We start from the raw sequence: 23,627 nt of genomic DNA, 5'->3' as shown, positions 1-23,627 counted from the left end.
ACCGCGCACACCGCGGGGGGTGGGGGCGGAGGCGGGGCGGCTTGCGTCGCCGCCGGTTGCGGTTTGATGACAACAGGTGCCGGTGGCGTGCCGCCACGGATTGAACCAGCCATGCGTGCTCCCCCTTGCATACGTCCGACGGGTCCGGACGCGCCCGACACATGCCGAAGTCCCGGCATCCCCCTGGGGTGAATACATCAGGTGTCGACATGAAAAAAGGCCCGCTCCGGTAGTCGCCCCTTCCCCACCCCCGGGTCCTGGACTCCGGCCGATACACCTCCGCCCACCTTTGTCACAGGCAGGGTGCGCCTCCCGGTCCGAAAGGTATACGCTGTATACCTGAGCACTCCGCTCACAGGAGGAACACCGCATGGGCGACCGATGGCTGCTTCGTGGCGCGGAGGTCATCACCTGCGACCCCGCGCAGGAGGACCTGCCGCGAGGCGACGTCCTGGTGGAGGACGGGGTCATCGTCGCGATGGGGCCCGAGCTGCACGTCAGTGACTGCCGCGTCGTCGACCTGCGCGGGAAGCTGCTCCTGCCGGGCCTCATCGACGCGCACCGGCACACCTGGCAGACGCCCCTGCGCGCCCTGGGGGCGGACTGGACTGTCATGGACTACCTGGCAGCGGTGCGCGTGAAGCTCGCGCCCGCGTTCCAGCCGGAGGACGTGCATGCCGCGAACCTCGCCGGGGCGCTGGAGGCGCTGGACGCGGGCATCACCACCCTCGTGGACTACTCGCACTGCATCGAGTCTCCCGGGCACGCGGACGCCGCGCTCACGGCGCTCGAAGACTCCGGCATCCGGGCCCTCTTCGCCTATGGCCTCGCGGCGGGGCCCCGGGAGAGCGCCACGCTGCCCACGCCTACAAGCCGGCTCGCGGACGCCCGCCGTCTGCGGACCACGCGGCTGGCGTCGGACACCGGGCGGATCCGCATGGGCATCGCCCTGACGGAGATGCAGGTCCCCTGGGAGCAGAGCCGGGCGGAAATCCTGTCGGCCCGAGAGCTGGGCGTCCCCCTCACCGCCCACTGCTCCGCGTGGCCCGTGTCGGGCCCGAGCGAGGTCCAACGCATGGCGGCCGAGGGGCTGCTCGGCCCGGACGTGCTCTTCGTCCACTGCACGTTCAGCTCCGATGAAGACCTGAGACGCATCGCCGACAGCGGGGGCTCCATCGCGGTGACACCGGAGACGGAGCTGCAGATGGGCATGGGCTTCCCCGTGACGGGACGCGCCTTGCGCGCGGGGGTCCGCACGACGCTCGGCTGCGACGTCGTCTCCAGCAACGGCGGGGACCTGTTCACCGCGATGCGGCTGGCCCTCCAGGTGGAGCGCGCCAGGGCCCACGAGCGCGACGGCCTGTCCCGGGTCCTCGCGCTCAAGGCCGCGCGCATGCTCCCCATGGTGACGCTCGACGCCGCGGAGGCCCTGGGACTGGGGCGCATCACGGGCTCTCTGCGTCCCGGCAAGGAGGCGGACCTCATCGTGCTCGCTGGCGATGCGCTGAACCTCACGCCGCTCAACCGCCCCCGGGACGCGGTGGTGCTCCAGGCGCACGCGGGCAACGTCGAGTCGGTGATGGTCCGTGGACGGTGGGCGAAGTTCCAGGGCGAGCTCGTCGACGTGGACGTGGCGGCGGTCCGACGCCGGGTCGTGCAGGCGCGTGACGCCGTGCTCGCCCGCGTGGGCGGACCGGCCGCGCTCCTCGGTGAACGGGAGGCGCTCGCCGAGCACTGGGAGCTGGGCGCCGCGAAGGACGCGTGATCAACTCGGGCGGGAGCGGGGCGGCTTCTTGCGCACGGCCTCTTGTCTTGCGTCGATGCGCCGCTGGATTCCCTCCAGCATGAAGCCGAGGCTGGCCTCGAACTCCCGCCCGACGTCCGTGGCCCGCATGTGCGGCACGCTGTGGGCCAGGCCCGGGTAGTCCGCGGCGGGAAGCGCCTCGGCCGCCGCGAAGAACTTCTCGAACGGTGGGGGCGTGCCCCGGGCGCTTGCGTCCCACGGCTCCTGCCTGCGGACCGCGCCGGCCAGCCACGAGAAGAAGGTGTTGTGCAGCGCTCCCGCCTCCTTCCACGGGATGCCCGCGCCGTGCAGCTTGCGGACCGTCCTATCCAGGATGACGAGCGCCGTGTGCACCGTGGGGCCTTCGTCCAGGAGGAAGTCCATCAGCCCCCGGTGCTCCAGGCCCACGGCGCGCACGCGGCCCGCGAGCCCCCGGAGCCAGGGCACCGGCTCCAGCCGCTCCTCCGGGAGCGCGACGGTGCCCAGGATGGCCTCCACGGTGAGGAGCACGAGCGCGTCGCGGTGCTCGACGTGCTTGTACACAGCCATGGGCGTCACCCCCAGTCGCTCCGCCAGCGTCCGCATGGAGAGCTGCCGCAATCCCTGCTCCCGCACGAGCACGACGGCGGCCTCCACCACGAGGTCCCGCGAGAGGCGTGGAGGACGCTTGCGCGCGGCGGAGGGCATGCGCCGGAGCATACGCGCTACACGGGCAGGGGCGCCGTCAACGCCTGCGACAGCTCGCGCACCAGCCGCCGCGCCACCTCCGGCGAGGGCAGCCCGGACTGAAGGGCCACCGCTCCGGGCAGGTGGCTCGCCTCGGCGTCACGCTCCAGCGCGAGCCACGCCTCGCGGCGCGCCGCCTCCACCCGCGCCCGGGCGTCGGAGGAGAGCCGGCCCAGCGCCCACGCGTCGATGGCCCAGGACAGCTCCGCGTGCCTCAGCTCATCCGGCGCGATGGTGCCCAGCGACGCGCGCACCGTCGCATCCTCCGCGCACCGCGCCTGCCATTGGGCGAGCAGCGCGCCGAACGTCTCACGCACGCAGCCCTCCACCGCGTTCTCGATGGCGAGCGCCTCCAGCGACCGGGGCTGGAACGGCGCCACCGCCACCTCCGGCATCGCGGCCCCGTGCCGGACCGCCAGGGCCTCCATCACGCGCGCGTGCCGCACCTCCTCCCCCGCTGAACGACGCGCCGCCCGCACCAGCCGCTCCGGCGCGCCGTGCGCGGCCAGCTCGTCCGCGAGCCGCTCGAAGGCCGGGACGGACGCGGCCTCCAGGTGCGCCATCTTCGCGAAGAGGGCCCCGAGCTCCGGCGTCCCTCCGGCCACCGCGCCATCGCTGCACAGCCCCTCCGGCCGGCGCCCCTCGCAAAAGTAGGCCATCTGGCAGCTCACCTCGTCGGGCTCGGGGAGCTGCTCGGAGGAGCGGTGGAACGAACACGGCGTGGTGCCGCCCACCAGCGCGCACAGCTCCTCGCAGGACGTGCTCGCCGTGGCCGTGCCTCCGTCGCTCAACTGGATGTTGGCGATGCGGCGCCTCTCCTGCTGAGTGGAGCCCGACTCGCAGCCCCACGTCGAGGAACACGCCATCCCCAGGGTGGTGACAGGCGCGAGGAGCAGCAGTCGGGAGAACGCACGGCGGAGCTTTCGGCGGGACATGAAGACACCCTCGTCAATCACAGACCTGCCGGCCCAGGCCCCCGCAGTCTGCCACGGCCACCCGCCCGGACTTCAACTTTCCACAAACCAGAAATAACCACTTTCCAAGCAACTGAAAAAAGCTCGGAGGGAAAACCCTGTCGTCACATTGGCCCCTCGATGGTTTCCCCTTCCCCTGGAGTGAGATGAAAAAGCGATTGCTGACGCTCACCGTTCTGACGCTGGCAGCCACCAGCGCCCTGGCGGCGGACCCGATGAACCCGGCGGATCTGCGCCGCGTGACCAAGGCCCGTGAGTCCCTGGTCCCCGCCGTCGCCAGGGAGTTCGGGCCCAAGGCCCGCTTCATCCACCTCTTCGGCCAGGGCCGGGGAATGCTGGCGGGCGTCGTCGCGGAGATTCCCTCGGACGCGCTTGGCACGGACGAGCTGCCGCTGCTGGCCATCGTGAAGTACGACGAGTCGACGGGCGCGGTGCGCGTGGTGGACCGCGAGTTCAAGTACCGCGAGGCGCGCACGGTGGGTTCGGACGTGGCGCTGCTGGATGGCGAGGGCACGCTGCGCATGCGCGATGCCAACGGCAAGGACCGGCTGCTGGCCCGGGGCGTGGGCGGCGACCTGTTCCCCACGGCGAAGGGTGACGCGCTGGTGGCCACGCTCCTGATGAGCAGCGAGGGGCCGCACCAGACGGCGGTGGGCATCATCGACATGAACGGCCGCGTGAAGGTGCTCGCGGATGGGCCCGGCGTGGACGCGACGCCCAGCATCTCTCCCGATGGCAGGACGGTGGTGTTCGTGTCCGGCCGCACCAGCGTGGCGTCGTTCTACGTGACGACGGTGGAGGGCGCGGAGGCGAAGCAGCTCACCAACGTGGGGCTGGAGAACTGGATGCTGTTCGGCGGCCCTCCGAAGGAGTTCGTGCCCCCGCCCGTCTCCACGCACCACATGGAGTGGTTGAGCGACGACGTGCTTCGCTACAACGCCGGTGGCGGCGCCTTCTGGAAGCTCAACGTGCGGACGGGCCAGGCGGCTCCGGATGTGGAAGGTGGGAAGTGATGCGCGCGAAGATGAAACAGCTCACCCTGGCGCTGGCCTTCGTGCTGCTGGCCCTGCCGGCGGTGTCCTCCGCCCAGACGATGTTCCGCTTTCCCGCCTCACAGCTCGCGGATCAGTGTGGCAACGGCGGCTGCACGGTGAGCGCGTACAAGGACTACGGCGGCAGGGACTACGCCTGCGGCGGCGTGCGCTACAGCGGGCACACCGGCACGGACTACGCGCTGGTCGGCGGGTTCAGCAAGATGGACTACGGCGTCTGGGCCATGAACGCGGCCCGCGGCTACGTCGAGGCGTCGGTGGATGGGTATTACGACCGGTGCAACTACTGGGACCAGGCCAATCCCTACGCGGCCTGCGGCCTCTACACGGCCAACTACATCATCATGCGGCACCCGGACAACACGCAGACCTGGTACTGGCACCTGAAGGCCTACACGCAGCAGTTCGCGCGGGGCACGACGCTGGCGTGCGGCAACTGGATTGCCCGCGTGGGTTCGTCCGGCGCCTCCACCGGCCCGCACCTGCACTTCGAGTACTGGGTCCCGGGCTACGGCACGGATGATCCGTACGCGGGTTCCTGCGGCACGCCCTACACGCGCTGGACCGCGCAGGGTGCGTACCGGGGTCTGCCCGGCATCACCTGCCAGTAACGGCTTGCTACGTCCCCGCGTCCGTCCCCGGCTTCAGGCCGGGGGCGGGCGCTGTTCGGAGCGGCGCCTGAGCCAGTTGCGCAGGAAGGCCTTCACCTCCGGGTGCTGGGACTGCTTGAAGTGGTCCGGCGGGCCGTACTCGACGACCTGGCCTTCGTGCATGAGGGCCAGGTTGTCGGCGGTGCCGAAGGCGGACGCCACGTCGGGGGTGATGACCAGCGACGTGGCGCCCAGCTGCTGCTTGCCCTTGGTGATGATCTCGTTGACGGCGGCCGTGGTGAGCGGGTCCAGGCCGGCGGTGGGGTCGTCGTAGAGGAGAATCTTCGGCTGGAGGATGGTCGCGCGCGCGAAGCCCACGCGCTTCTGCATGCCGCCGGACAGCTCGCCCGGGAAGCGGGTGGCGGCGTGCGACAGGCCGACTTTTTCCAGCGTCTGTTTCACCATCCGGGTGATTTCGTCCTCGGGCGTCTGGGTGCGCTCGCGCAGCGGGAACGCCACGTTGTCGAAGACGTTGAGCGAGTCGAACAGGGCGTTGGCCTGGAAGAGGATGCCCAGCTTGCGGCGCATCTGGTTGAGCGCGGGTTCGTTCATCCGCGCCACCTCTTCTCCGTCCACGAGCACCACGCCCCGGTCCGGCCGCATCAGGCCCATGATGTGCTTCATCAGCACCGTCTTGCCCGAACCGGACACGCCCATCAGCACGCAGGTGGTGCCCTCCGGCACCACGAGGTCCACGCCCCGCAGGGCCGCCTGCCCGCCGAAGGACTTGTGGAGGTCCTTCACCTCGATGGTCAGCTTGGGCGCCGTCCCGTTGTGGCTCTCGCTCATGGCGCCCCCACCCTACTCCAGGGTCATGTACTCCGGCTGATACACCGACCGGTTGCGCAGCGGGGACGGTCCCCCGCTGTTCACGCAGTAGCCCGTGGGGTTGTCGCAGCCGCCCTCGGGGTTGCCCCAGTACGCCGTGAGGTTCATCCAGGCCAGGCTGCCCGTGTAGCTGCCAGCCGGCTGCCAGGGGATGGACACGAGGTTGTTCCAGGTGTCCCACGCGAGCCCCGCGCCGGTGTCGTCCGCGAGGAAGTCGCCGTTGAAGATGGTTTCGTAGATGTGGCGGGCCGCGTCCGGGTAGAGGCCGTGCGAGCCCTGGGCGGAGAAGACCTCCGGGTGCCAGCCCGTGAAGAAGACCGCCTTGTCACCGAAGGCGAAGTCCTGCCCGTTGGCGTGCTGGCTCAGGTAGACCCGCGCGGGGCGCCCGTCGATGAAGCGCACGGTGAGGTGTTCCCAGTCGCCCACGTGGTTGCCGAAGGTGGAGTAGCCCCCCGCGCAGCCCCACGGCGAGTACCAGCCGATGCACACGCGCTTGCCATTGTTGTAGGGATAGAAGTTCCAATACAGCACGTCGGTCACGTTCGTCGGCTGGCCGCCCTGGGTGCGCGGGATGAGCTGCGCGTAGACGGGCACCGAGGTTTGATTGGGGCGCTGGCCGTCCAGGAACTGCGGATCCGTGCAGGAGTCGCAGCCCAGCGCCTGGTTCGTCACGAGGTGGCCGTTCTCCTCGTGGACGTTGGCCAGGTGGAACTGCGTGGAGGACGGGAAGTAGGCCTCGTCCGGGTGCAGCCACACGCGCGGCGCGAACGTGGCGACCGTCTGCGCGTCCACGGGCTGGCCTCGCAGCTCCGGGTTGGACGTGGCGCTCTTGTTGAGGACCTGGTAGCGGTTGCCGCCCGTGTCGCCGTGGCTCGGCCGGGAGACGAAGGTGGAGGCGGGCAGGCCCCGGTGGTCGCGCACCACCGCCTGCCACACGCCGATGTCGTCGTTCGCGCCGGAGCCGCTGTCGTCCCAGATCCAAGAAGGGTTCGCGGGCAGGACGTATTCGCTGCGCACGCAGCGGAGGAGGTCCGTGGAGGGCTTGGAGTAGCCCAGCACGGCGACGTGGCCCAGGCAGGTGTAGCCCGCGGGCGCGACCGGTTCCCAGAAGGACACGTCGTGCGTGCCGCCCGAGCCGGAGTCGCTCCAGATCCAGTTGTAGTTGGACGGCCGGGCCAGCAGGTCGCCCTCGCCGCGCACGAGGAAGGTCGTCGCGGGGGCCTGGCCCCGGTTGGGCATGGCGACATCGCCCAGCGAGAAGAAGCCCGGCGCCTGGGAGAGGTCGGGGCGCCAGACGGAGATGTCATTCGTCGCGCCGGTGCCGTGATCATCGTAGACCCAGGCGAAGCGGCTCCAGGGCTTGACCTCCAGGGCCTTGGGGTAGCGCAGGGGCAGCGTGTCCGCGCTCAGGGAGAACTCGGCGCTCTGGCCCGAGAGCGCGGTCGCCGCGACGACCTTGAAGCCGCCGGCGGCGAGCGTGACGGCGAGCCGCGCGTTCGTGCCGCCCCCGCCGTTGTTGTCCTGGGCGAGCACGGTCCCGTTCGCGTCCAGGAGGTAGAGCCAGGCATCCGCCGGAGAGGTCAGCGTGAAGACCACCGGGGTGCCAGCGGACGGGGAGTCCAGCAGGAACACGCGGTTGCCCGGACTGGAGGGACTCTGGCCGCCCGAGCCCTGCCAGGCACCGTAGAGGGTGTTGGCCCCGGCCAGGTTCGGCAGGAGCGAGGTCGTGGCGAGCGCGACGAGGGAAAGCCATTGCCGGAGGGCCATGGGGTCCTGGGGGAAGGTGGGGACCCAGGACCATAGCCGGGGTGCGCGGCCCTGCTCAGGTCATCCGACCACCGGTTGTCGGCGTCGGGCAAAGGGCCGCGTTGGAGAAGCCCGACGCGGACTTCTGGAGCCCGGATGTCAACGGCCTTGTGATCAACACGGAACGCACCGTCTTCTTCAACAAGTGTCGCAGCAGTTGGGCCACCGGACCGTCCTGGTACGCGGGAAGCTGTGACTGGAGGCGCTGCCCACCACGCCGGAAGCCCGCGAGGCCCTGGACTTCATCCTCGCCCTCTACCGGGTGGAGGCCCTTGAGGGTGGGCGAATCCCTACCGCTGTTGAGCGACGATGAGGCCGCGTCGCACATCGACGGCGTAGAGCCCGCCGGCATCAGTGGCTGTGTCGTTCGGGTCGCAAATTTCGGTGTGCGCGTAGATGCCGACCAGGACGATGCCGTCCGGCAGCTGCTCCACCGACACCTGATAGATGTCGCGACGGAAGAGGCACAGCTCGACCGGCGTTGCGTCCTTGGGTGGCTTGCGGTCCAAGGGGAGAAAGTCATCCATCGCGAGTTGGACGGCGGTCGCGATGTCCCCACTGAGGAGTGTTGTCCGGCCCTCCTGAAAGGGGAGGGGCGGGAAGACGAACTTCTGGGCCTCTTCGGGAGGCGCATACGGTGGGCGCGTCGAGCGCTGGAACAGGGAGCACCCACTCAACGCAACGAGCGACAGAACGAGCAGCGACGCGCGTGTCATCGGGAGACCTCCGGCACAGGCTGAATGATACCGCTCACCTTGTCTACGACGCGCCCCATGAGCACCCAGCGACGCCCCTGTCGCACGTAGACCTCCCCGGGCCGCTCCTGCTCAAGGTACGGGATGTACATCTGCACGGTGCACGTGGCGTCCATCTGCACGCGGAATGAGTACCGCTGGCGAGACTTCCAACGGTCTTGGATGGATATCGGCGAGTAGCGCCACGGGTGGGTGTGGTAGTCCGCGAGGATTGCCGTCCGCCCCCGCTCATCCACCACTCTTTTCGGCACGCGGCAGTTCTTGAAGTCGCTGTTCTCAGCGCTGAGGCGCCGCGTCTCCAGCGCAGCGGGCCAGGATGCATAGTAGTGTCAGGGGTCGGGTCAACGGACCGCATTCGGGTCGGTCAAACGGATCGCAACTCCTGATCGCTCAGGACTGGCCGCTTGCGGCCGGATCTCGACTTCGACACCGTGTTGCACACCCTGCGCGAGCGCAGTGCCGCACTCGCTCCCGTGGAGCCTCGCTTCCACCCGGACGTGGCGCCGCTCCTTTCGCGAGTGGTGGACAGGGTTGCCATCAGCGAGCGGCCGCGGAAGATCGCCGAGTTCAACGCCTTCCGGCCGTCCGTGCCGGAAGAGTGGTTCCCGGTCGCTCTTCCCTCGGACGTGGAGAATCTGGAGCACGTGCGCAGCGCCTATGACAACCTCGCGGAGAGTCTCGTCGCGGCGCTGCACACCTCGGTGCCCTCCCTCTTCGACGCGACGCCTGAATCCCTCACGGACCTCGACTTCCACTTCTGGCGGGAGAACTTCCCGGAGCGATACAAGCGGGAGCTCATTGACGAGCACACGGCATCAGCCGTGGGGGCCTACCTGGGCGGGGTGCTGGTGCGACGCCTGGGCGGGCAGTGCTCCCGCGCCAGAAGATGGAGGAGTTCCAGGTGCGGATTCGCAATCGCAGCTGGCTGCCCTTCCTTCGCGCCCGCCGCTACCTGCGCTCCCGCCAGTCATTGCTGGACTGCTCGCTCACCCACTTCTTCCGCGAGGCGGAGCGGCACCGGGGGTGAGGACCGCTTCGCCGGGGGACGGCCCACCGGGCGAGGGACGCGAGGACCTACGGGAACGTCACGTTGCCGAGGAGCACGGTTCGGCCTCCACCGTCCTCCCAGAGCTTGAGCGTGTAGGGGCCCCGGGCGTCTTCTGTCGTGGCCTCCGCTTCCACCACCACGCGCCCTGGATTGGACGGATCCGCCTTGATGGGCCCCGATGACCACACGGGCAGCACCTTCAGCTCCGCGCCCCGCCTGCCTGTCAGGGCCGCACCCGCCACCACGAAGGGCGGCGCATTCGCGAGTCCGTTCAATTCGAGTTCCACGGCGACACGCCCGGCAGCCCGGTAGCTCCGAATGAGAAACACTGAGGGCACGTTTCCCGGTGCTTCGGTGAAAGCCTCGGTCAGGACCTTGGGCAGGACGCCCTTTTCGTCCAGCTGCTTCGCCGCGAGAAGGCCCGTCAAGCCCCCGGGCTCGGCGCGCTCCGCCTGGATGCGCTTCAACTCATCGTGGCACTGGGCCGCCCTGGCCCGCGCTTCCCTCGCTTCTTGTTGGTAGGACTCCACCGGACGTGCATTGCGGTATACCTCCACCATCGGCTCCGCCTGGGCCGCATGCACCACGAGGGTGAAGGCCGCTCCGGAAGGGGCCGCCCTGCCGGCGAAACGCACCGTCAACCGCAGCCGGTCCCCAGGCTTCAAGCCCTCGGAGGGAATGAGCCGCAGGATCGTGAGGCCCGCGTCCACGAGCGCGAAAGCCTCTCGCCTCTCAAGGGTTGCCGTGTCCTTGCCTTCCGCCGTGCGCAGCAACTCCGCGTCGAACATCAGGGTGGTGGACTTGCCGGGGCTGATGAATACCTCGGGCACTTCGCCACCTGGTTCTTCCTTCAACTCGATGGGGCGGGGGCTCGTGCTGAGAGATGCGGACGGCGTCTGCGCGTTGGCACGCAGGCCCAGGAGGCAAAGCGCCAGGACCACGGCGAAACAAGGTGCAGGCACGGGACAAGACCTCCAGGGTGGAGCAGGAAGAGGCGAGCGCGGGCGGCTCCTATCACCTCGCTCCATCCTTCGTCGCCGGGCCGACTTCGTCGGAGGCTGCCGACCAGGGCGCCTCACTCGAAGCGGCGCACCGGCACCACCTCAAAGGCGTTGAAGATGCGGGCGGAGTCGGCGTTGTCATCGTCCTTTCGCACCACTCCGAGCTTTCCATCCTGGCCGTGTAACTCAAAGCAGACGGGCCAGGTCTTGCCCGCCTTGGTGCGTGCCCAGTGGCAGCGGCCGAAGACGCGCTCTCCCAGGGTGAGCCGGCAGGACAGCACCGTTCCACCTGGGAACTGCTCGCCATAGCCACCGGTCGCCAGCTTTATCGAGCCGCTTCCTCCATGCACGGTGATGACCCGGGGACTCCCTGTGTAGCCGGTGAACGTGCCGATACGGTCGTCCCCAATGTCGATGTCCAGTTCCTCCATGGCGGTGAGCGCCGCCTGCGGGCAGTCCTCCGGATCCGGCGGAGGGCGCACCTGGGCGCCACTCGTGCAGGCCAGGGCAAGGGAGGCACCGGCCACGCACCCGGCGTTTCGCAGCGACTTCTTCAAAGAGGCGGTGGGGGGCTGGGGCTTCTTCATGGGAGCGCTGTCCTCCGGAGACGCCACGCTGGACGCGGCGGCCACGGAGGAAGCCGCTGACAAGGGCGGTGCCGTGGCCCGGTCAGCTTCAAGCGGCAGGTGGGGGGGCGCCACTTCCTGGACGGGCGCGGACACCTGCCATGGAGCGCCCCATCCCACGACCACGACCACGACGGCCACCGCCAGCACCAGCCCCGCCGCCACCCGGCGTCCTCTGCGCGGGATGGGCGCTCGCGGGTGCGGCGGCGCCGCGCCGGAAGGCGCCCTGTCTTCGATTGGTGCGGCCCCGGGTCCGGCGGGCACGGGCGCTTGCCGCCGGGCCTCGGCCCCATCCACGCCGCCAGCTCCGGCTCCTGGTGGTGCTTCGGCCGCCGCGCGTTTCGGACGCGGGCCCCGTCGCGGCGGTTGGTGCGGCGCCTCCGCCCATGCCAGGAGGTCCGAGGCCCGTCCCTTCGTGGTGGCGGTGTGCACGCTGTAGAAGTCACACAGGGGCACGTCCCACGCCTCATCCGCTCCGGCCAGCGCTTCGGTCAGCTCCGTCGCCAGCGCGCCCGCGTCCGCGAACCGCGCCTCCGGGCGCTTCTCCAGGAGCCGCAGGCACACCCGGCTCAGCACCTCGGGCACCCGCGGATTCACCTCCCGTGGCGCGGACGGCGTGCGCGTCAGGATGGCGTCCACGAGGGACACGTCATCCGGCGCCTCGAAGGGGTAGCGGTCCGTCAAGAGCCAGTAGAGCGTCACGCCCAGCGCCCACAAGTCATCCGCCGGGCCCGCCACGTACTTGATGCTCGCGCCGTCCCTGCGGTGTCGCCACGCCTCGGGCGAGCGGTACTCGGGCGTGCCCGGGAGGAAGGGGTGGCGGGTGATGCCCGGCGCGCCCGGGTAGCCGCCCACGCCGAAGTCCGCCAGCACCGCGCGCCCATCTTCCGCGCGCACCAGCACGTTGCTGCCCTTCACGTCCCGGTGCACCACACCTTCGCCGTGCACCGCCGCCAGGGCCCCTGCCACGTCCCGCGCCACGCCGGCCACGGCCCGGGCCGTGGGATTCACCTCGCGCGCCCACGTGTCCAGTGGGGCCCCGCGCACGTACTCCATGACGATGACGAGGAACTCGGGCTCCTCCGCCACCGGCCAGAGGGTATGGGACAGCAGGCGCACCACATGCGGGTGCGACAGGTGTTGCAGGCGCAGGAGGATGGAGACCTCGCGCTCCGCCCAGCGGCCGGACTCCTCCACCGGGAGGAACTTCAGCGCGAACAACCCGCCCTCGTGCTCCCTGGCGAGATACACGGTGCCATAGCCCCCCGCGCCCAGCTTGCGCTCCACGGTGTAGCCGCCAATGACGGTGCCCGGAGCAATGGACGGGGACAGGGGACTCAGCCTCACGGGCTTTCTCCAGCGGAGCGGTGGTCTTGCTTGACAGGGAATGGGATTTCAGGAGCTAGTCAACCATGCCTCAGAGGCATAGTCTGGAAATTGCCGCGCCCACGGCCTTTCCATCCTCCCAGGAGCGTTCTGCCCATGTACGAAGCCTTCGCCGCCGAGTTGGGCCATGTCATCCGCGAGGCGCGCCACCGCGCGGGCCTTCGCCAGGACAAGGTCGCTGAAGCCCTCCAGTTCCCCGTGCCCCTCTATGCCCGCATGGAGCGCGGCAAGCTGATTCCCAGCGTCGCCGTGCTGCGGGACCTGTGCCTCACCCTGAATGTCTCCTCGGAAGCCCTGCTCCACCTCGCCGCGCCCCGTGCGCCAGGGGACGCCGCCCGCCAGGAGGACCTCGCCTCACTGCGTGCGCTGCTCCGCCGCGTGCGGGCCCTGCCGGAGGCCCGGTTCCAGTCCTTCCTCACGCTCCTGGACACCCTGGAAGACGCGTAGCGGCTACGCTCCCCGCCATGAATCAAGAGTTGGCGGAGATCATCGGCACCGCGGCCCGTGCGGCCCGGGACAAGATGGGACTCACCCAGGCGGAGGTCGCCGAGCGCATCCAGTTGACGCCCCTGGTCTACAGCCGCCTGGAGCGCGGAAAGATGCTGCCCAGCGTGCCCTCGCTGGTGCGGCTGTGCGCGGCCCTGCACCTGTCCCCCGAGGAAGCCCTGGGCTTCTCCCCGCGAAAGGCCCGCGCCGGGAAGAAGGGCGGGCGCGGGCCGGACGATGAGACGTTGCAGCGGTTGCTCTACATCTCGCGCAGGCTGGAGGCGGAGCAACTCACCGCCCTGCTGGGCGTCGCCACCGCCATGCTGCGGCGCTGACGGACCGCCGCGCACGCGTCCCCGCTCATTCCGCCCGTGGGGCGCACACGCCCGCGGGAGGCCCGCCTGGCGGAGCGTCCCAGCGCGCAACACCCCGGGGAACGCTTCACCCCCTGCATGCCCGCATGATACTTGATGGGCATAGTCGGTAGTGCCCATCAGGGCAGTGCTCGACAGGAGGTGCACATGCTCGGTCCGCGTCTTCCCGTCTCTGCGTCGTGGTGTCTTGCATCCGCGCTGCTGCTCTTGCCAGGCCTCGCCGGCTGCGCCCGGAGGACGGAAGGCGTCTTCAGTGGCACCCGTGCGGTGCTGGCCGCGACAGACGACTTCGGGATGCTGCTCATGGGCGCGGGGCTGTCGCCGGAGGAGCTTCCCCGGGGCGGGGAAGTCACCGTGCAGGAGGCCCGCCAGTTGCGGCTTCTCCTGTCATTGGTGGGCCACTCGCTGCGCGGCTTTGGCCCCCATGTCACCGCCGACTACCTTCTGGCCGAAGTGGTGACGAAGGGCGAGGCCGTCTCGCGCACCACGCTGAGCGAGCGGCTCGGGCGCTTCCAGGCCCTCGCGGTGCTGCGGCCCGACGGCTACATCGTGGCGGCGATGACGGGGAAGCCGCTGGAGTGCGTGGGCCCCGTGGGGGCCCAGAATGGAGCCTTGCGCGCGGGCGACTACCGCATGGGCGCCTTCTACGCCAGCGAGGGCGAGGGCTACCGCGAGGACACCTCCCTCCCGCGTCTGCCCGCCCGGGCGTTCTTTCTCGAAGCTGCGGGCGACGACGCCCCGTAGCCCGCGCTGTTGCCTTGCCTTTCCCTCAGCCCTCGCCCACCTCGGAGCGCCCGCCCATGACGAAGGACACGCCCACGCCCTCGAACACCCCCACTCCCGTCGAGGACACGTCCCCCTTGCGCTCGGAGTGGAGCAGCCTGGAGCGCGCGGGCGTCACCCTGCGCACGCCGTCCCCCCTCACCGTGGACGCCACCACGTATACGTTCATCAAACCCCTGGAGCGCCGGAGCATTGGCGAGGTGATGTGGCTGGCCCAACGCTCCACCCGCGACGGGCCGTGTGGCCTTGTCGCCGTCAAGCGGCTGTTGGGCCCGGCCAGCAGCCCGCGGCGTCACCGGCTCATCGAGGAGGTGGAGCTGGCCTTCCGCCTGCGCCACCCCGCTATTGCCCAGGTGCACCACCTGCGGATGCATGAGGGGATGCCGCACATCCTCATGGAGTACGTGGACGGGCCCAGCCTTGACACGGTGGTGAGCGCCGCGGCAGCACGCGGTCGGCCCGTCTCCCTGTCCTTCGCCCTCTACGTCGCGGGCGAACTGGCCGAAGCGCTGCACCACGCGCACACGGCGAAGGATGAAGCGGGCAGGCCCCTGGGGGTGGTGCACCGCGACGTGAGCCCGCGCAACGTGAGGGTGGAGGGGAGCACGGGGGCGGTGAAGCTCACCCACTTTGGAGCGGCCTACTCGCTGCTGGCCAACCGCGAGGAGAGTCCGAAGACGCTCCTCAAGGGGGATGTGGCCTATGCCTCGCCGGAATACCTCTTCCAGCAACGGCCCCTGGATGCGCGCTCGGATGTCTTCTCGCTGGGGGTCACCCTGGCGGAGCTGCTGACGGGCGCGCACCTCTTCGACCTGGAGGACGCAACCCGCACCAGGCCCGTGGGCCCGCTGCGGCCGGAGGAGCGGCCCTCACTGCCCCTGGAGCAGATGCAGGGCTTCATGGAGCGGTTGGGTCCAGAGGACGTGCAGCGTGCGGCAGCGGGCCTTCCGGAGCCGCTCCAGGCCCTTCTCCACAAGGCCCTCAGGAAGGAGCCCACCGAGCGCTACGCCACGGCGGGAGTGATGCGGGATGTCCTGCGGGCGGCCCTGGCCAGGCAGCCCCAGCCCTACGGGCGCAAGGAAGCCGCCGAGGAATTGGGGCGGCTTCTCTCCGAGGCCACGGTCCTCCGGGGCCGGGCGGAGTTCGCGGAAGCAGGCCTCTTCCCAGACATGCAGGATGCCCACGAGCTGGAGCCGGACGGGCCCGCGAGTCCGGCCCCCGGGAGCAACCGTTCGGGGAACATGGATTGAGCGACCCGGTGCGGAGGCCACCGCGCCCCCCAAAACATCTTCAGTGCGGCGCCGGTCCCAGCCCCGCTGGCTCCACCGAAGACATCGGCTCCTCCTGTGTGCCCACGCCTGCCTGCCGCGCTACCCGGTGGACGGCGGTGCTTCCGGCAGCGCGATCTCGAAGCGCGTGCCGTCCCCGGGTTTGGAGGTCACCTCCAGGGTGCCGCCATGCGCCTCCGCGAGGCGCCTCGCGAGGTACAGGCCGATTCCCAGCCCCGTGGAGCCGGGCCCCTTCGCGAAGCGCTCGAAGAGCGTGGGCAGCTGCTCGGCGGGGATTCCCGGCCCCTGGTCGGTCACCGCGAGGCGCACCCACAGCCCCTCCGGGCGGTTCTGCGACTGCACGTCGATGCCCACCGGCAGCCCCTCCGGGCAGTGCTTCAGCGCGTTCGCCACCAGGTTCTCCAGCACCTGACGCAGGCGCTCCGGATCCGCGATCATCACCAGCTCCTCCGGCCCGCGGTACTCCACCGGATGGCCGGGGGTGTTCGCGGTGGTGGTCACCTCTCGCGCGAGCGCCGCCACGTCCACCGGCTGCGGCCGCAGGGTGAAGAGCCCCTGGTCCAGGCGCCCCACGTCCAGCAGATCCTGGATGAGCCGGGTGAGCGAGCGCAGCGAGGAGGCCGCGCCGTCCGCGTCCCGCAGGTCCTCCAGGTCCTGCTTGCGCGCGGCCCTCCGCTGGATGAGCTGGATGCGGGCCTGGAGCGGCAGCAGGTAGTTGGCCATGTCGTGGGCCAGCACCGTGATGAGCTCCTCGGCCGCCGCGCGGCGCGCCTGCTTCACGGCCAGCTTCATCAGCTCCTGCGACAGCTCCACCCGGTGGGCCACCATGCCCACCCAACGCGCCACGGCCACCAGGAAGCGCAGGTCGTCCCGGGTGAAGAAGTCGTTCTTCGCCGACGACACGCCCAACACGCCACGGGTCTCCTGGCCGATGGGCAACGGCACCATCAGGGAGGAGCGCACCCCCAGCCGGTGCTTGATGCCGGGAAGCTCCTCCGGATCCTCCTCCTGGCGGCCCGTGATGAAGGGCGTGTCCGTTTCATACACCTGCACGGCGCGCCCTCCGTTGGCGAGCGGCATCCGGTCCAGACCCAGCGCCTTCTGCAACCGCGCCATGGGCGTGTCGCTCGTCCCGAAGGCGACGAGGCACTGGGTGCTCATCTCGATGAGGAAGACATCCACCTTGTCGGCGTGCAGCAGCTCCGAGATGAGCTGGCCCGCCGTGTTCAGCGTGGGCCGCAGCTCGGCCGCGGGAAGGGCCAGCAGGCTCTCCAGGGCCTGCAACCGTGGATCCTCCCGTGGGTTGCTCTCATTCTCCGGCTCCAGCGCGCTCACGCAGCAAGGGTGGCGATGCGGAGCACCAGGGGCTACCCACCCCTTCGCCCTTCTCCTCGATCCTCCGGCGGCCAGGCGGGCGCGGCCCGCTTCGACCGGCGCCACCAACCCCCGCCGATGGCCACGACGAGAACACAGACCAGCAAGGCCAGGGCCCAGGTTGCGCCCTGCCCCGGGACTCCCACCGCCGCGGTGCCGGCCCGCCGCACGGGCACCAGCGCGGCATCCCCCATCACCACCACCCCTGCCCACGCCGCCGCGGGCTGGCCATCCTGCTGCGCCTCGAGCTGGGCGGAGCGCAGGGCGGAGGCCACCCCCTGCCCTGAAGCCAGATGTCTGTAATAGCGCTCCAGCAGCCACGCGGCCTCGGCGTCGCGCATCGGCCACAGGCTCGCCACCACGGCGTGCGCGCCGGACTCGAAGAAGGCCCTCGCGAGGCTCAACACCCCTTCGCCCGCGAGCAGCGCGCCGGACGCGCCCCGACAACTGGAGAGCACCACCAGCGCGTCCCGCAGCCGCAGCTCGGCGATCTCCCGGGGCTGGAGGAGGCCGTCCTCCTGCGGGGAGCCCGGGGCCAGCACCAGGGCGGAGCGCTCGGGCGCCTCGACGTCGACGACGGCATGCGCGGCCAGGTGGAGGATGCGCACGCCGTCCAACCGGGAGTCCTTCAGCGCCTGCTCCGACGCCTCCGTCCCCACCAGCAGCCGGGGCCGCACGTCGGTGCCCTCCAGGGCCTCCTCCACGGTGCGCCCTTCACGCCTCGCCTCGGGGAGCGCGCCCAGGCTCGCGGTCTCCCCGAACACACCGCCTCGCGATGAGGCCACCACCGTCGTGCCCGCCGGGGCGCCACTGCGGTCGGGATCCGCCAGCACCAGGGCCTCGCCCGCCGGTGGCGGCTCCGACCGCTCCCGCCAGTGGTGCAGCAGGCTCGCGGAGGGCACCCGCGCGAGCGCGTAGCGGGAGATCAACGGAGGCCCGTCCGCGCGCTCGCGCAGCGCCGCGAAGGCCAGGTCATGCAGCGGCCCATCCGGCACGAGCAGCAGGCGCGACACGCTCGGCGGAAGCTCCCGCAGCACCGGCGCCAGGAGCTGTGCGTACAGCGCGGCGGCGGCCCCGGCCTCCGAACCATCCCGACGCTCGATGAGCCCCGACAGGAGCGCCACGGCGGGGCTCAGCCGCGCACGCTCCGGGATGCGGTACGCGCGCGTCCCCCCGCGCGTCACCGCCAGCACCCACGCGCCTCCCGCGCGCTCACCCTGGAGGTCGTGGTCCATGCCCACGAGGAACACGAGCAGCGCTTCGTCTTCCCCCAGGCCCTCCTCGGTCCGCGAAAGCGAGGCGAACTGGACGGCGTCGTGCCGGGGCGCCGGACGCAGCTCGCGCTCCCGCCGCTCCAGCTCCTGGAGTTCACCCAACAGGCGCGTGCGCTCGGACGCGGGCAGCGTGGTCTCCAGCAGCCTCCGCTGCGTGGCGGACAGGCCGCGCAGCACGCGGGCCCGCTCCTCTCCGCGCTCCGGTGCGTCCGCGCCGACTGCGAGCGCGCGGGAGGCGACGAGCGCTTCGAACAGCGTCCTCGCCCGCAGGCGCTCGCTCACCGCGAAGGCGCGCTCCAGGGCCTCGCGGGGCGGCAGGGCGGAGGTCTCCCCGGCCTCCAGCGTGCGCCCGGCGAGCCGGTGATAGTCATTGGCCCAGCCGGAGAACAGCTCCGCCTGGCTGGACGCGTCCTTCTGCAACTGGCGCAGCACCTCCACCGCGTCCAACGCGCGCTCCGCCTGTCGCAGGGCTTCCGGCAGGGGCCGCGTGCGGAAGGCCACCATCGAGCGCGCCCGCCACGCGGAGGCGAGGTAGCGCGGGTTGTCGTGCTCGGCGGCCAGCGCCAGGGCCGCGTCCGCGTCACGCTCGGCGGCAATGGCATCCACCCCCGCGAGCCGCTCCGCGCGCGTCCACAGACAGGCGATGCGCCGCTCGGGCAGCTTCGCCTCCAGGGCCAGGTCCAGACAGCGCCGCAGGTGTTCGTCCGCCTCGCTCCGCTCCTCCGGGCTGTCCCCCAGCAGCTCCGCCACCATGCGCAGGGACTGCGCTTCGAAGGCCTTGCTCCCCGCCTTCCTCGCCGCCGCGAGCGCTTCCCGGGCGAGGCGCAGCAGCGCCGGACGGCCTCCCGGTTCGGGACGCTCCTCGTTGCGCCGGAGCGCGAGGTTCGCGAAGGCGAAGCGCACCCGGGCCTCGGTGCCCACGTCGCGGGTGCTCCGCGCGAGCTCCGCGAGCCGCGCATAGGCATCCTGCGCCTCGTCGAAGTGCCCCAGGTTCGCGCTCACGGTGGCCAGGGGGTTCAGCAGCTGCTTCTTCACGCTGTCGCTGCCCCCGGGGAAGGCGAGCGCCTCCGCGCGCTTGAGGAGGCGATAGGCGCGCCCCAGGTCCTGTCCCAGGTCGGAGAGCTCGGAGGCCTCCAGGATGAGCGCACGCACCTGGAGCTGGGCGTCACCGGAGGCCCGCGCCACCTCCCCCACCCGCTGGACCCAGGTGTGCGCCTCCTCCGTCCGGCCCAGCACGCCCAGCACGTTGCGCAGGTTGATGCCCGCCATCACCTCGCCCTCCGCGTCCCCCTGCTTCCGGAACGCGAGGGCCGCGCGACGATAGGAGTCCTCCGCCAGCCGTGGCTCGGAGAGCATCTCCACGTAGCCCAGGACCAGCAGGAGCCAGGGGCGCTCGGGGTGGCTCGCGATGAGGCCCCGCAGCCTGCGCCGGGCCTCGTCGCGGCGCCCCAGGTCCTGGGCCTCCCGGAAGAAACACAGCGCCGTCTCCGAACCCGCCGGATGGGCGACGAAGCCCTCCTCGCACCGGGCGAGCGCGGAGGGCTCCGGAGGCTCCGGAGGTTCGGCGGCGACCGCGAGGGCGTGCGGGAGGAGCCCCACCGCGAGGAGGAGCCATCCCAGCCACGCCAGGCGCCGTCGCCCACCCGCCACCGTGTCAGCTCCGGATGTAGAGGTACGAGCAGGACAGCGACGTGGTGGGCTCGGACGTGCCGCCCCTGGGGTCGATGGTGTAGATGAGAGGAATTCTGCAGAGGGGGGGCGGCTCCACCGGACGCGTGCCGCCGGGCAACCGCTCCAGGACCAGGACGCCCGCGGCCAGCGCTTCGGTGTTGGGCGGCACGAGGAGCTGCGCACGGACCCCGGCGGACGAGGGCGCGTTCGCGCTCAGGCGCAAGGGGACCCCTTCGGTCACCGGGCCGGTGATCTCCGCGAGCACGGCGCCATTGGCCGCCAGGATGCGCAACGTCACCGTCAACGTACCGCCCTGGCTCACGCCCACGTCCAGCACGGAGGCAATCACCCGGTCACTCGCCACACCCGACACCGGCACCGTCGTCATCACCAGCATGGGCGGTGAGACCTGCGCCGCCGCCGTGAGTCCCCACAGGAGCGTCATCACCGCCAACGCACGTCCCCAGCCACCCACCGCATTGCTTGTCTTCATCACATCCCCCTCCGCATGTCTTTGAATGGACTGCCCACCGCGTGGTTTCACGCGCTCACTGCAAACGGTTCACGAACGTGCTGCCGCGCCGGATGCTGCCATCCGGCAACCGCGCTTCGACCTGCCAGAGCACCCGCGTTCCCGCGGGCAGCTCCGCCAGCACGGAGGCCGGCACGGTGTATTCCCGCTGCTCCAGCCGCTCCGCGCGGTGGAACAGCTTCAAGTCCTCCGACGACACCTGCACGCTCCAGTGCGTCGCCTGGGGCACCCCGCTCCAGCGCAGCACGAAGCGGTCGCGAGGCAGCGCCGTCGCCTCTGGCACCTCCGACGTGATGGCCTCGGCCGCGCCGCCCCGGATCCGGTCCGGATCCACCTGCTGCTGCTGCCGCACCACCACCACCGCGCCCACCAGGACCACCAGCATGGCCGCCATCGCACCCCACACGGGGCGCTCCTGCCAGAAGCGGGGGCGCTGCTCGCGCCGGTCCTTCAGCGACAGCACCTTCGCCGGTGCGTCCGCCTGCGAGGCCGCCTGGGACATCGCCTTCGCCAGACGCCAGGCCTGGGCCCAGGCCGGATCCGCCGCGACACGCTCGATGACCGCCCGGCGCTCCTCGGCCGGAAGGTCCTGCGTCACGGCGCGCCAGACGAGGTCCGCGTCCACCGGCGCCCCCGCCTGCGCGTCGTCGTCGCGCAGCGCCGTCCGCAGCCGCTCCACCCCCGCGGCGTCGATGGAGTCATCCTCGGGGCGACGTTCGCTCACGGCGTGATTCCCTTCGTGGAGAGACACGCGCGCAGGGCGCTGAGTCCGCGGTAGATGAGGTTCTCGGTGCGCTTGCTCTCCCAGCCGAGCAGCTCCGCGGCCTCCGGAACGGTGTGTCCCTGCAGGTGCAGCGTCACGGCCAGCCGACGGTCCTGAACCAATCCCTGGAGACAGTCGCGCACGGCGCGGGCGATCTGCGCGGCGCCGGCCGAACGCTCCGGGTCTCCGGGTGCCACGGGCTGCACGGGCGCGCGCTCCACCTCGTCCAGCGCCACCTCCTTGCGTGCGTTCACCCGGCGCAGCTCGTCGATGAGCGCCGTGTAGGCGACGCGGTACAGGTACGCGGGAGACATCTGCGCGTGGCCCGGGTCGCGCTTGCGCAGCTCCACCACCCGCATCATCGCGACCTGCAACAGGTCCTCCCGCCGGTCCGCGAGGGACGGAGGGCAGACGCTGGCCAGGGCCCGGCCCAGGTCGCGTCGCAGCGTTTCGAGCCCGGCGTCCGGCGATGCACCCGCCGTGAGGGGGCCGTGTCGCAGCTCCAAGATGCATCGCCTCCGGGAAAAAGGGCGTCGATGGTCGTTGAAACCCTCCTGGGCGGCAAGGCGGAGCGGGGCAAATCGCCCCTGGAGCAAGCAGGGCTCCAGGGGAACCGTCCGCCCACTACGGAAGGTTCGCGTCCCAGGCAATCAACCGCACCTCGCCCGTCGTCGTCAGGCGCACCGCGGTGAGAACGAAGCGCGCGCCCACCCAGGTGGTGGTGACCGCCGAACCCGCGGCGGAGACGGGCAGTCCGCGGAGGCGCTGACGCTGACGGCGGCGAGTGCCACGGCGGTGAGCCGGGCGGCGGGACGAAGACGCGGGGGCATGGTGCTGCTCCTTGGAAGGGGGCGCCCGGCGGCCGTCACGGCCTCGCGGTTTCGCGCCTGCCCCCACCCAACGGAAGTCCCCCTTTTTTCCCCTCACCCCCTCTGGGAGGAAAAGGAGGGGCGGTCAGCGCGTCATGGACGGCATGAGCCCGGCACCCGCCAGCAACTCGCGCACGCGCCGGGCCAGCGCCACGTGCTCCGGGATGCACACGGTGAAGCGCTCCGGCGTCAGGACGATCAACGTGCCCTTCAAGTTGTCAGACCCCAAAGTCAGGATGCCGCGCCTCCTGCCTCTCAGGGGCGCCTTCGGGGGATTCCATGAGGTTAGTTGCAGTAGTCTCCCTGCTGCTTCTTGCGGCGGGATGTGCGACCACCCGCGTTGTCCATGTAGATGTTGGGAATGGTCAGCAAGTCACCCATGAATCGGTGGACGTTGATCCGGTCGAGGTGAACGAGGCGGAGTTCAAGGCTGCCCTCACACAGCTCATCCTCGACATGCGGATGGACGTTGCATTCCGAGAGGCTGAAGAGGCGGACGAGCGAGGCTGGGTGCGATCCAGGACCCTGCTCGCATCCTCAAAAGGACTCGCGGATCCTGGCTCGGGGAGTTCACCTGAGTCGCTGTACGCGCGCATCTGCCCCGATCCGGACGGATGCTTGTCCCTGGTGGGCGGGACGGGGCTGACGTTCTCGCGCAAGGACCGGACACTCATGGCCCTGTCATTCGCTCTCGATACCGTGTGGGAGAGCGTCGAGGCCGAGGTGGGCAAGATGCTGAACCCGGCCGCGCTCAAGGCCATGGTCACGTCGGCCGCGCTGACCCTTCTCCTCACCATGGCCCTTCCCGAACCGGTCACCAAGGCCATCGCGGTGGCGTTGACGGCGGCGATGGTGGCCTATCTCGGAGTGGTGCCGGTCTGGGAGATGGGGCGAGGCTTCGTCCGGTTGTGGGATGATGCGGGCAAGGCAATGAGCGTCATCGAGCTACAGGACATCGGGCACCGGTTCGGCAGGGTGTTGGGGACGAACGGCACGCGCGTCCTGGTGCTCCTCGTCACCGCAGCGCTTGGTGGAAGGGACGCGATGGCGGCCCAGGGCCCCAAGCTCCCGGGCTTCTCGCAGGCTGCCATTCGCGCGCAGGCCGAGGGCGGCTTCCAGCTCGGGGCAGCGCTGAACGGTGGCGTGACTTCAATCGCGTTGCCCGCCGCTGGCGTACTGAACGTGGCGATAGCTCCAGGGGCTGCTGCCGCCGTAGCGATGTACTCGGACGGGCGCTTTCCGGGCGATGCCAAAGGGCCGGTTCATCACATCTGCACGAACAAGAACACCCTCTCCGCTGTTACCGGCGGTCCTTGGACACCGAGATGCGAGGACGTCTTCAAGAAGGCCGGGATGACCCTCGAAGACGTTGTAAACAAAGTGCGCCTCAATGGTCATGAAGGGCCTCACCCCGAGCGATACCATCGAGAGGTGGTAGAGCGTCTTGAACGTGCCGTAGAGCGATGCCGGACGACTGAGACTTGTCGGTCCAGGTTGGTGAATGAGCTTGCAAAGATTGCCAATGAGCTTCTTACGCCGGGCTCGCCGTTGCGAAGTTTCATTGTGAAGTAGGAGGG

At 70.5% G+C, this 23,627-nt stretch carries 21 protein-coding genes and 1 pseudogene; 9 read left to right on the top strand and 13 right to left on the bottom strand.

The window, feature by feature from the left end:
• Positions 1-370 precede the first annotated feature (370 nt).
• Positions 371-1,765 (top strand): amidohydrolase family protein, encoded by a 1,395-nt coding sequence (locus tag D7V93_RS02970; RefSeq protein WP_120641901.1) that lies wholly within the window; start codon positions 371-373, stop codon positions 1,763-1,765.
• Here D7V93_RS02970 and D7V93_RS02965 read toward each other — a convergent pair whose 3' ends face one another.
• Together D7V93_RS02965 and D7V93_RS02960 are read right to left on the bottom strand one after the other, a co-directional pair.
• Complete coding sequence (locus D7V93_RS02965) at positions 1,766-2,470, bottom strand: TetR/AcrR family transcriptional regulator (protein WP_158623635.1); 705 nt, start codon at positions 2,468-2,470, stop codon at positions 1,766-1,768.
• 17 nt (positions 2,471-2,487) lie between these two features.
• Positions 2,488-3,444: a hypothetical protein gene (locus tag D7V93_RS02960; protein ID WP_120641899.1), complete on the bottom strand. Its 957-nt coding sequence runs from the start codon at positions 3,442-3,444 to the stop codon at positions 2,488-2,490.
• 185 nt (positions 3,445-3,629) lie between these two features.
• On the opposite strand from D7V93_RS02960, the gene D7V93_RS02955 reads away from it, so the two are divergent.
• Both D7V93_RS02955 and D7V93_RS02950 read left to right on the top strand, forming a co-directional pair.
• Positions 3,630-4,496 (top strand): TolB family protein, encoded by an 867-nt coding sequence (locus tag D7V93_RS02955; protein ID WP_120641898.1) that lies wholly within the window; start codon positions 3,630-3,632, stop codon positions 4,494-4,496.
• On the top strand, positions 4,496-5,146 hold the full coding sequence (locus tag D7V93_RS02950) for a M23 family metallopeptidase (protein ID WP_244237078.1): 651 nt from the start codon (positions 4,496-4,498) through the stop codon (positions 5,144-5,146). Before D7V93_RS02955 ends, D7V93_RS02950 begins: the two co-directional genes overlap by 1 nt.
• 33 nt (positions 5,147-5,179) lie before the next feature.
• Here the strand turns inward: D7V93_RS02950 and D7V93_RS02945 are convergent, their stop codons facing one another.
• The 3 genes from D7V93_RS02945 to D7V93_RS02935 form a co-directional block, all read right to left on the bottom strand.
• Complete coding sequence (locus tag D7V93_RS02945) at positions 5,180-5,974, bottom strand: ABC transporter ATP-binding protein (RefSeq protein ID WP_120641897.1); 795 nt, start codon at positions 5,972-5,974, stop codon at positions 5,180-5,182.
• A 12-nt stretch (positions 5,975-5,986) separates the two neighbouring features.
• A complete protein-coding gene (locus D7V93_RS02940) occupies positions 5,987-7,780 on the bottom strand; it encodes a Vps62-related protein (RefSeq protein ID WP_120641896.1) in 1,794 nt (597 codons plus the stop codon).
• Between the two features lie 329 nt (positions 7,781-8,109).
• Positions 8,110-8,535, bottom strand: coding sequence for a hypothetical protein (locus D7V93_RS02935; RefSeq protein ID WP_120641895.1), 426 nt, complete (start codon positions 8,533-8,535; stop codon positions 8,110-8,112).
• Positions 8,536-8,978: 443 nt separating this feature from the next.
• Here D7V93_RS02935 and D7V93_RS46405 point away from each other — a divergent pair.
• Positions 8,979-9,601: pseudogene (locus tag D7V93_RS46405) on the top strand (hypothetical protein); the annotation flags it as partial.
• Positions 9,602-9,648: 47 nt separating this feature from the next.
• Here D7V93_RS46405 and D7V93_RS02925 read toward each other — a convergent pair.
• Together D7V93_RS02925 and D7V93_RS02920 are read right to left on the bottom strand one after the other, a co-directional pair.
• On the bottom strand, positions 9,649-10,584 hold the full coding sequence (locus tag D7V93_RS02925; RefSeq protein WP_244237077.1) for a DUF2381 family protein: 936 nt from the start codon (positions 10,582-10,584) through the stop codon (positions 9,649-9,651).
• A gap of 113 nt (positions 10,585-10,697) precedes the next feature.
• Positions 10,698-12,596 carry a serine/threonine protein kinase gene (locus tag D7V93_RS02920; RefSeq protein WP_120641892.1) on the bottom strand — a complete coding sequence of 633 codons (1,899 nt, stop codon included), beginning with the start codon at positions 12,594-12,596 and terminating at the stop codon, positions 10,698-10,700.
• Positions 12,597-12,731: 135 nt separating this feature from the next.
• On the opposite strand from D7V93_RS02920, the gene D7V93_RS02915 reads away from it, so the two are divergent.
• From D7V93_RS02915 to D7V93_RS02900, 4 genes are all read left to right on the top strand, one after another.
• Positions 12,732-13,082 (top strand): helix-turn-helix domain-containing protein, encoded by a 351-nt coding sequence (locus tag D7V93_RS02915; RefSeq protein WP_120641891.1) that lies wholly within the window; start codon positions 12,732-12,734, stop codon positions 13,080-13,082.
• A gap of 17 nt (positions 13,083-13,099) precedes the next feature.
• Positions 13,100-13,456 carry a helix-turn-helix domain-containing protein gene (locus D7V93_RS02910; protein ID WP_120641890.1) on the top strand — a complete coding sequence of 119 codons (357 nt, stop codon included), beginning with the start codon at positions 13,100-13,102 and terminating at the stop codon, positions 13,454-13,456.
• A 186-nt stretch (positions 13,457-13,642) separates the two neighbouring features.
• Positions 13,643-14,239: a hypothetical protein gene (locus tag D7V93_RS02905; protein WP_147451018.1), complete on the top strand. Its 597-nt coding sequence runs from the start codon at positions 13,643-13,645 to the stop codon at positions 14,237-14,239.
• 56 nt (positions 14,240-14,295) lie between these two features.
• Entirely contained in the window at positions 14,296-15,528 is a 1,233-nt protein-coding gene (locus D7V93_RS02900; RefSeq protein WP_120641888.1) for a serine/threonine-protein kinase, read from the top strand.
• A gap of 120 nt (positions 15,529-15,648) precedes the next feature.
• On the opposite strand, the gene D7V93_RS02895 is transcribed toward D7V93_RS02900, so the two are convergent.
• The 6 genes from D7V93_RS02895 to D7V93_RS02865 all read right to left on the bottom strand — a co-directional run bounded on the left by D7V93_RS02895 (position 15,649) and on the right by D7V93_RS02865 (position 22,264).
• Complete coding sequence (locus tag D7V93_RS02895) at positions 15,649-16,851, bottom strand: GAF domain-containing sensor histidine kinase (RefSeq protein ID WP_244237076.1); 1,203 nt, start codon at positions 16,849-16,851, stop codon at positions 15,649-15,651.
• 83 nt (positions 16,852-16,934) lie between these two features.
• On the bottom strand, positions 16,935-19,865 hold the full coding sequence (locus D7V93_RS02890; protein WP_244237075.1) for a CHAT domain-containing protein: 2,931 nt from the start codon (positions 19,863-19,865) through the stop codon (positions 16,935-16,937).
• Positions 19,866-19,869: 4 nt separating this feature from the next.
• On the bottom strand, positions 19,870-20,379 hold the full coding sequence (locus tag D7V93_RS02885) for a hypothetical protein (RefSeq protein ID WP_120641887.1): 510 nt from the start codon (positions 20,377-20,379) through the stop codon (positions 19,870-19,872).
• 55 nt (positions 20,380-20,434) lie between these two features.
• Positions 20,435-21,142 carry a hypothetical protein gene (locus D7V93_RS02880; protein WP_120641886.1) on the bottom strand — a complete coding sequence of 236 codons (708 nt, stop codon included), beginning with the start codon at positions 21,140-21,142 and terminating at the stop codon, positions 20,435-20,437.
• Complete coding sequence (locus tag D7V93_RS02875) at positions 21,139-21,687, bottom strand: RNA polymerase sigma factor (RefSeq protein WP_120641885.1); 549 nt, start codon at positions 21,685-21,687, stop codon at positions 21,139-21,141. Before D7V93_RS02875 ends, D7V93_RS02880 begins: the two co-directional genes overlap by 4 nt.
• 448 nt (positions 21,688-22,135) lie before the next feature.
• Positions 22,136-22,264 (bottom strand): Imm52 family immunity protein, encoded by a 129-nt coding sequence (locus D7V93_RS02865; protein ID WP_244237074.1) that lies wholly within the window; start codon positions 22,262-22,264, stop codon positions 22,136-22,138.
• Positions 22,265-22,329: 65 nt separating this feature from the next.
• Here D7V93_RS02865 and D7V93_RS02860 point away from each other — a divergent pair, with 65 nt between their 5' ends.
• Entirely contained in the window at positions 22,330-23,622 is a 1,293-nt protein-coding gene (locus tag D7V93_RS02860) for an AHH domain-containing protein (RefSeq protein ID WP_120641882.1), read from the top strand.
• The last annotated feature ends 5 nt before the right edge of the window (positions 23,623-23,627 follow it).

The sequence above is a fragment of the Corallococcus llansteffanensis genome (assembly GCF_003612055.1).
In the GTDB taxonomy this organism is placed as follows: Bacteria; Myxococcota; Myxococcia; order Myxococcales; family Myxococcaceae; genus Corallococcus; species Corallococcus llansteffanensis.
This window is presented reverse-complemented; position numbering and strand designations above follow the sequence as displayed.

Bases quoted from the DNA above. Each gene is read 5' to 3' on its own strand.
- D7V93_RS02965 (WP_158623635.1), bottom strand. From the start codon at position 2,470: ATGCCCTCCGCCGCGCGCAAGCGTCCTCCACGCCTCTCGCGGGACCTC.
- D7V93_RS02905 (WP_147451018.1), top strand. From the start codon at position 13,643: ATGCTCGGTCCGCGTCTTCCCGTCTCTGCGTCGTGGTGTCTTGCATCC.
- D7V93_RS02915 (WP_120641891.1), top strand. From the start codon at position 12,732: ATGTACGAAGCCTTCGCCGCCGAGTTGGGCCATGTCATCCGCGAGGCG.
- D7V93_RS02960 (WP_120641899.1), bottom strand. From the start codon at position 3,444: ATGTCCCGCCGAAAGCTCCGCCGTGCGTTCTCCCGACTGCTGCTCCTC.
- D7V93_RS02950 (WP_244237078.1), top strand. From the start codon at position 4,496: ATGCGCGCGAAGATGAAACAGCTCACCCTGGCGCTGGCCTTCGTGCTG.
- D7V93_RS02910 (WP_120641890.1), top strand. From the start codon at position 13,100: ATGAATCAAGAGTTGGCGGAGATCATCGGCACCGCGGCCCGTGCGGCC.
- D7V93_RS02900 (WP_120641888.1), top strand. From the start codon at position 14,296: ATGACGAAGGACACGCCCACGCCCTCGAACACCCCCACTCCCGTCGAG.
- D7V93_RS02860 (WP_120641882.1), top strand. From the start codon at position 22,330: ATGAGGTTAGTTGCAGTAGTCTCCCTGCTGCTTCTTGCGGCGGGATGT.
- D7V93_RS02935 (WP_120641895.1), bottom strand. From the start codon at position 8,535: ATGACACGCGCGTCGCTGCTCGTTCTGTCGCTCGTTGCGTTGAGTGGG.
- D7V93_RS02955 (WP_120641898.1), top strand. From the start codon at position 3,630: ATGAAAAAGCGATTGCTGACGCTCACCGTTCTGACGCTGGCAGCCACC.
- D7V93_RS02970 (WP_120641901.1), top strand. From the start codon at position 371: ATGGGCGACCGATGGCTGCTTCGTGGCGCGGAGGTCATCACCTGCGAC.
- D7V93_RS02945 (WP_120641897.1), bottom strand. From the start codon at position 5,974: ATGAGCGAGAGCCACAACGGGACGGCGCCCAAGCTGACCATCGAGGTG.
- D7V93_RS02940 (WP_120641896.1), bottom strand. From the start codon at position 7,780: ATGGCCCTCCGGCAATGGCTTTCCCTCGTCGCGCTCGCCACGACCTCG.
- D7V93_RS02885 (WP_120641887.1), bottom strand. From the start codon at position 20,379: ATGAAGACAAGCAATGCGGTGGGTGGCTGGGGACGTGCGTTGGCGGTG.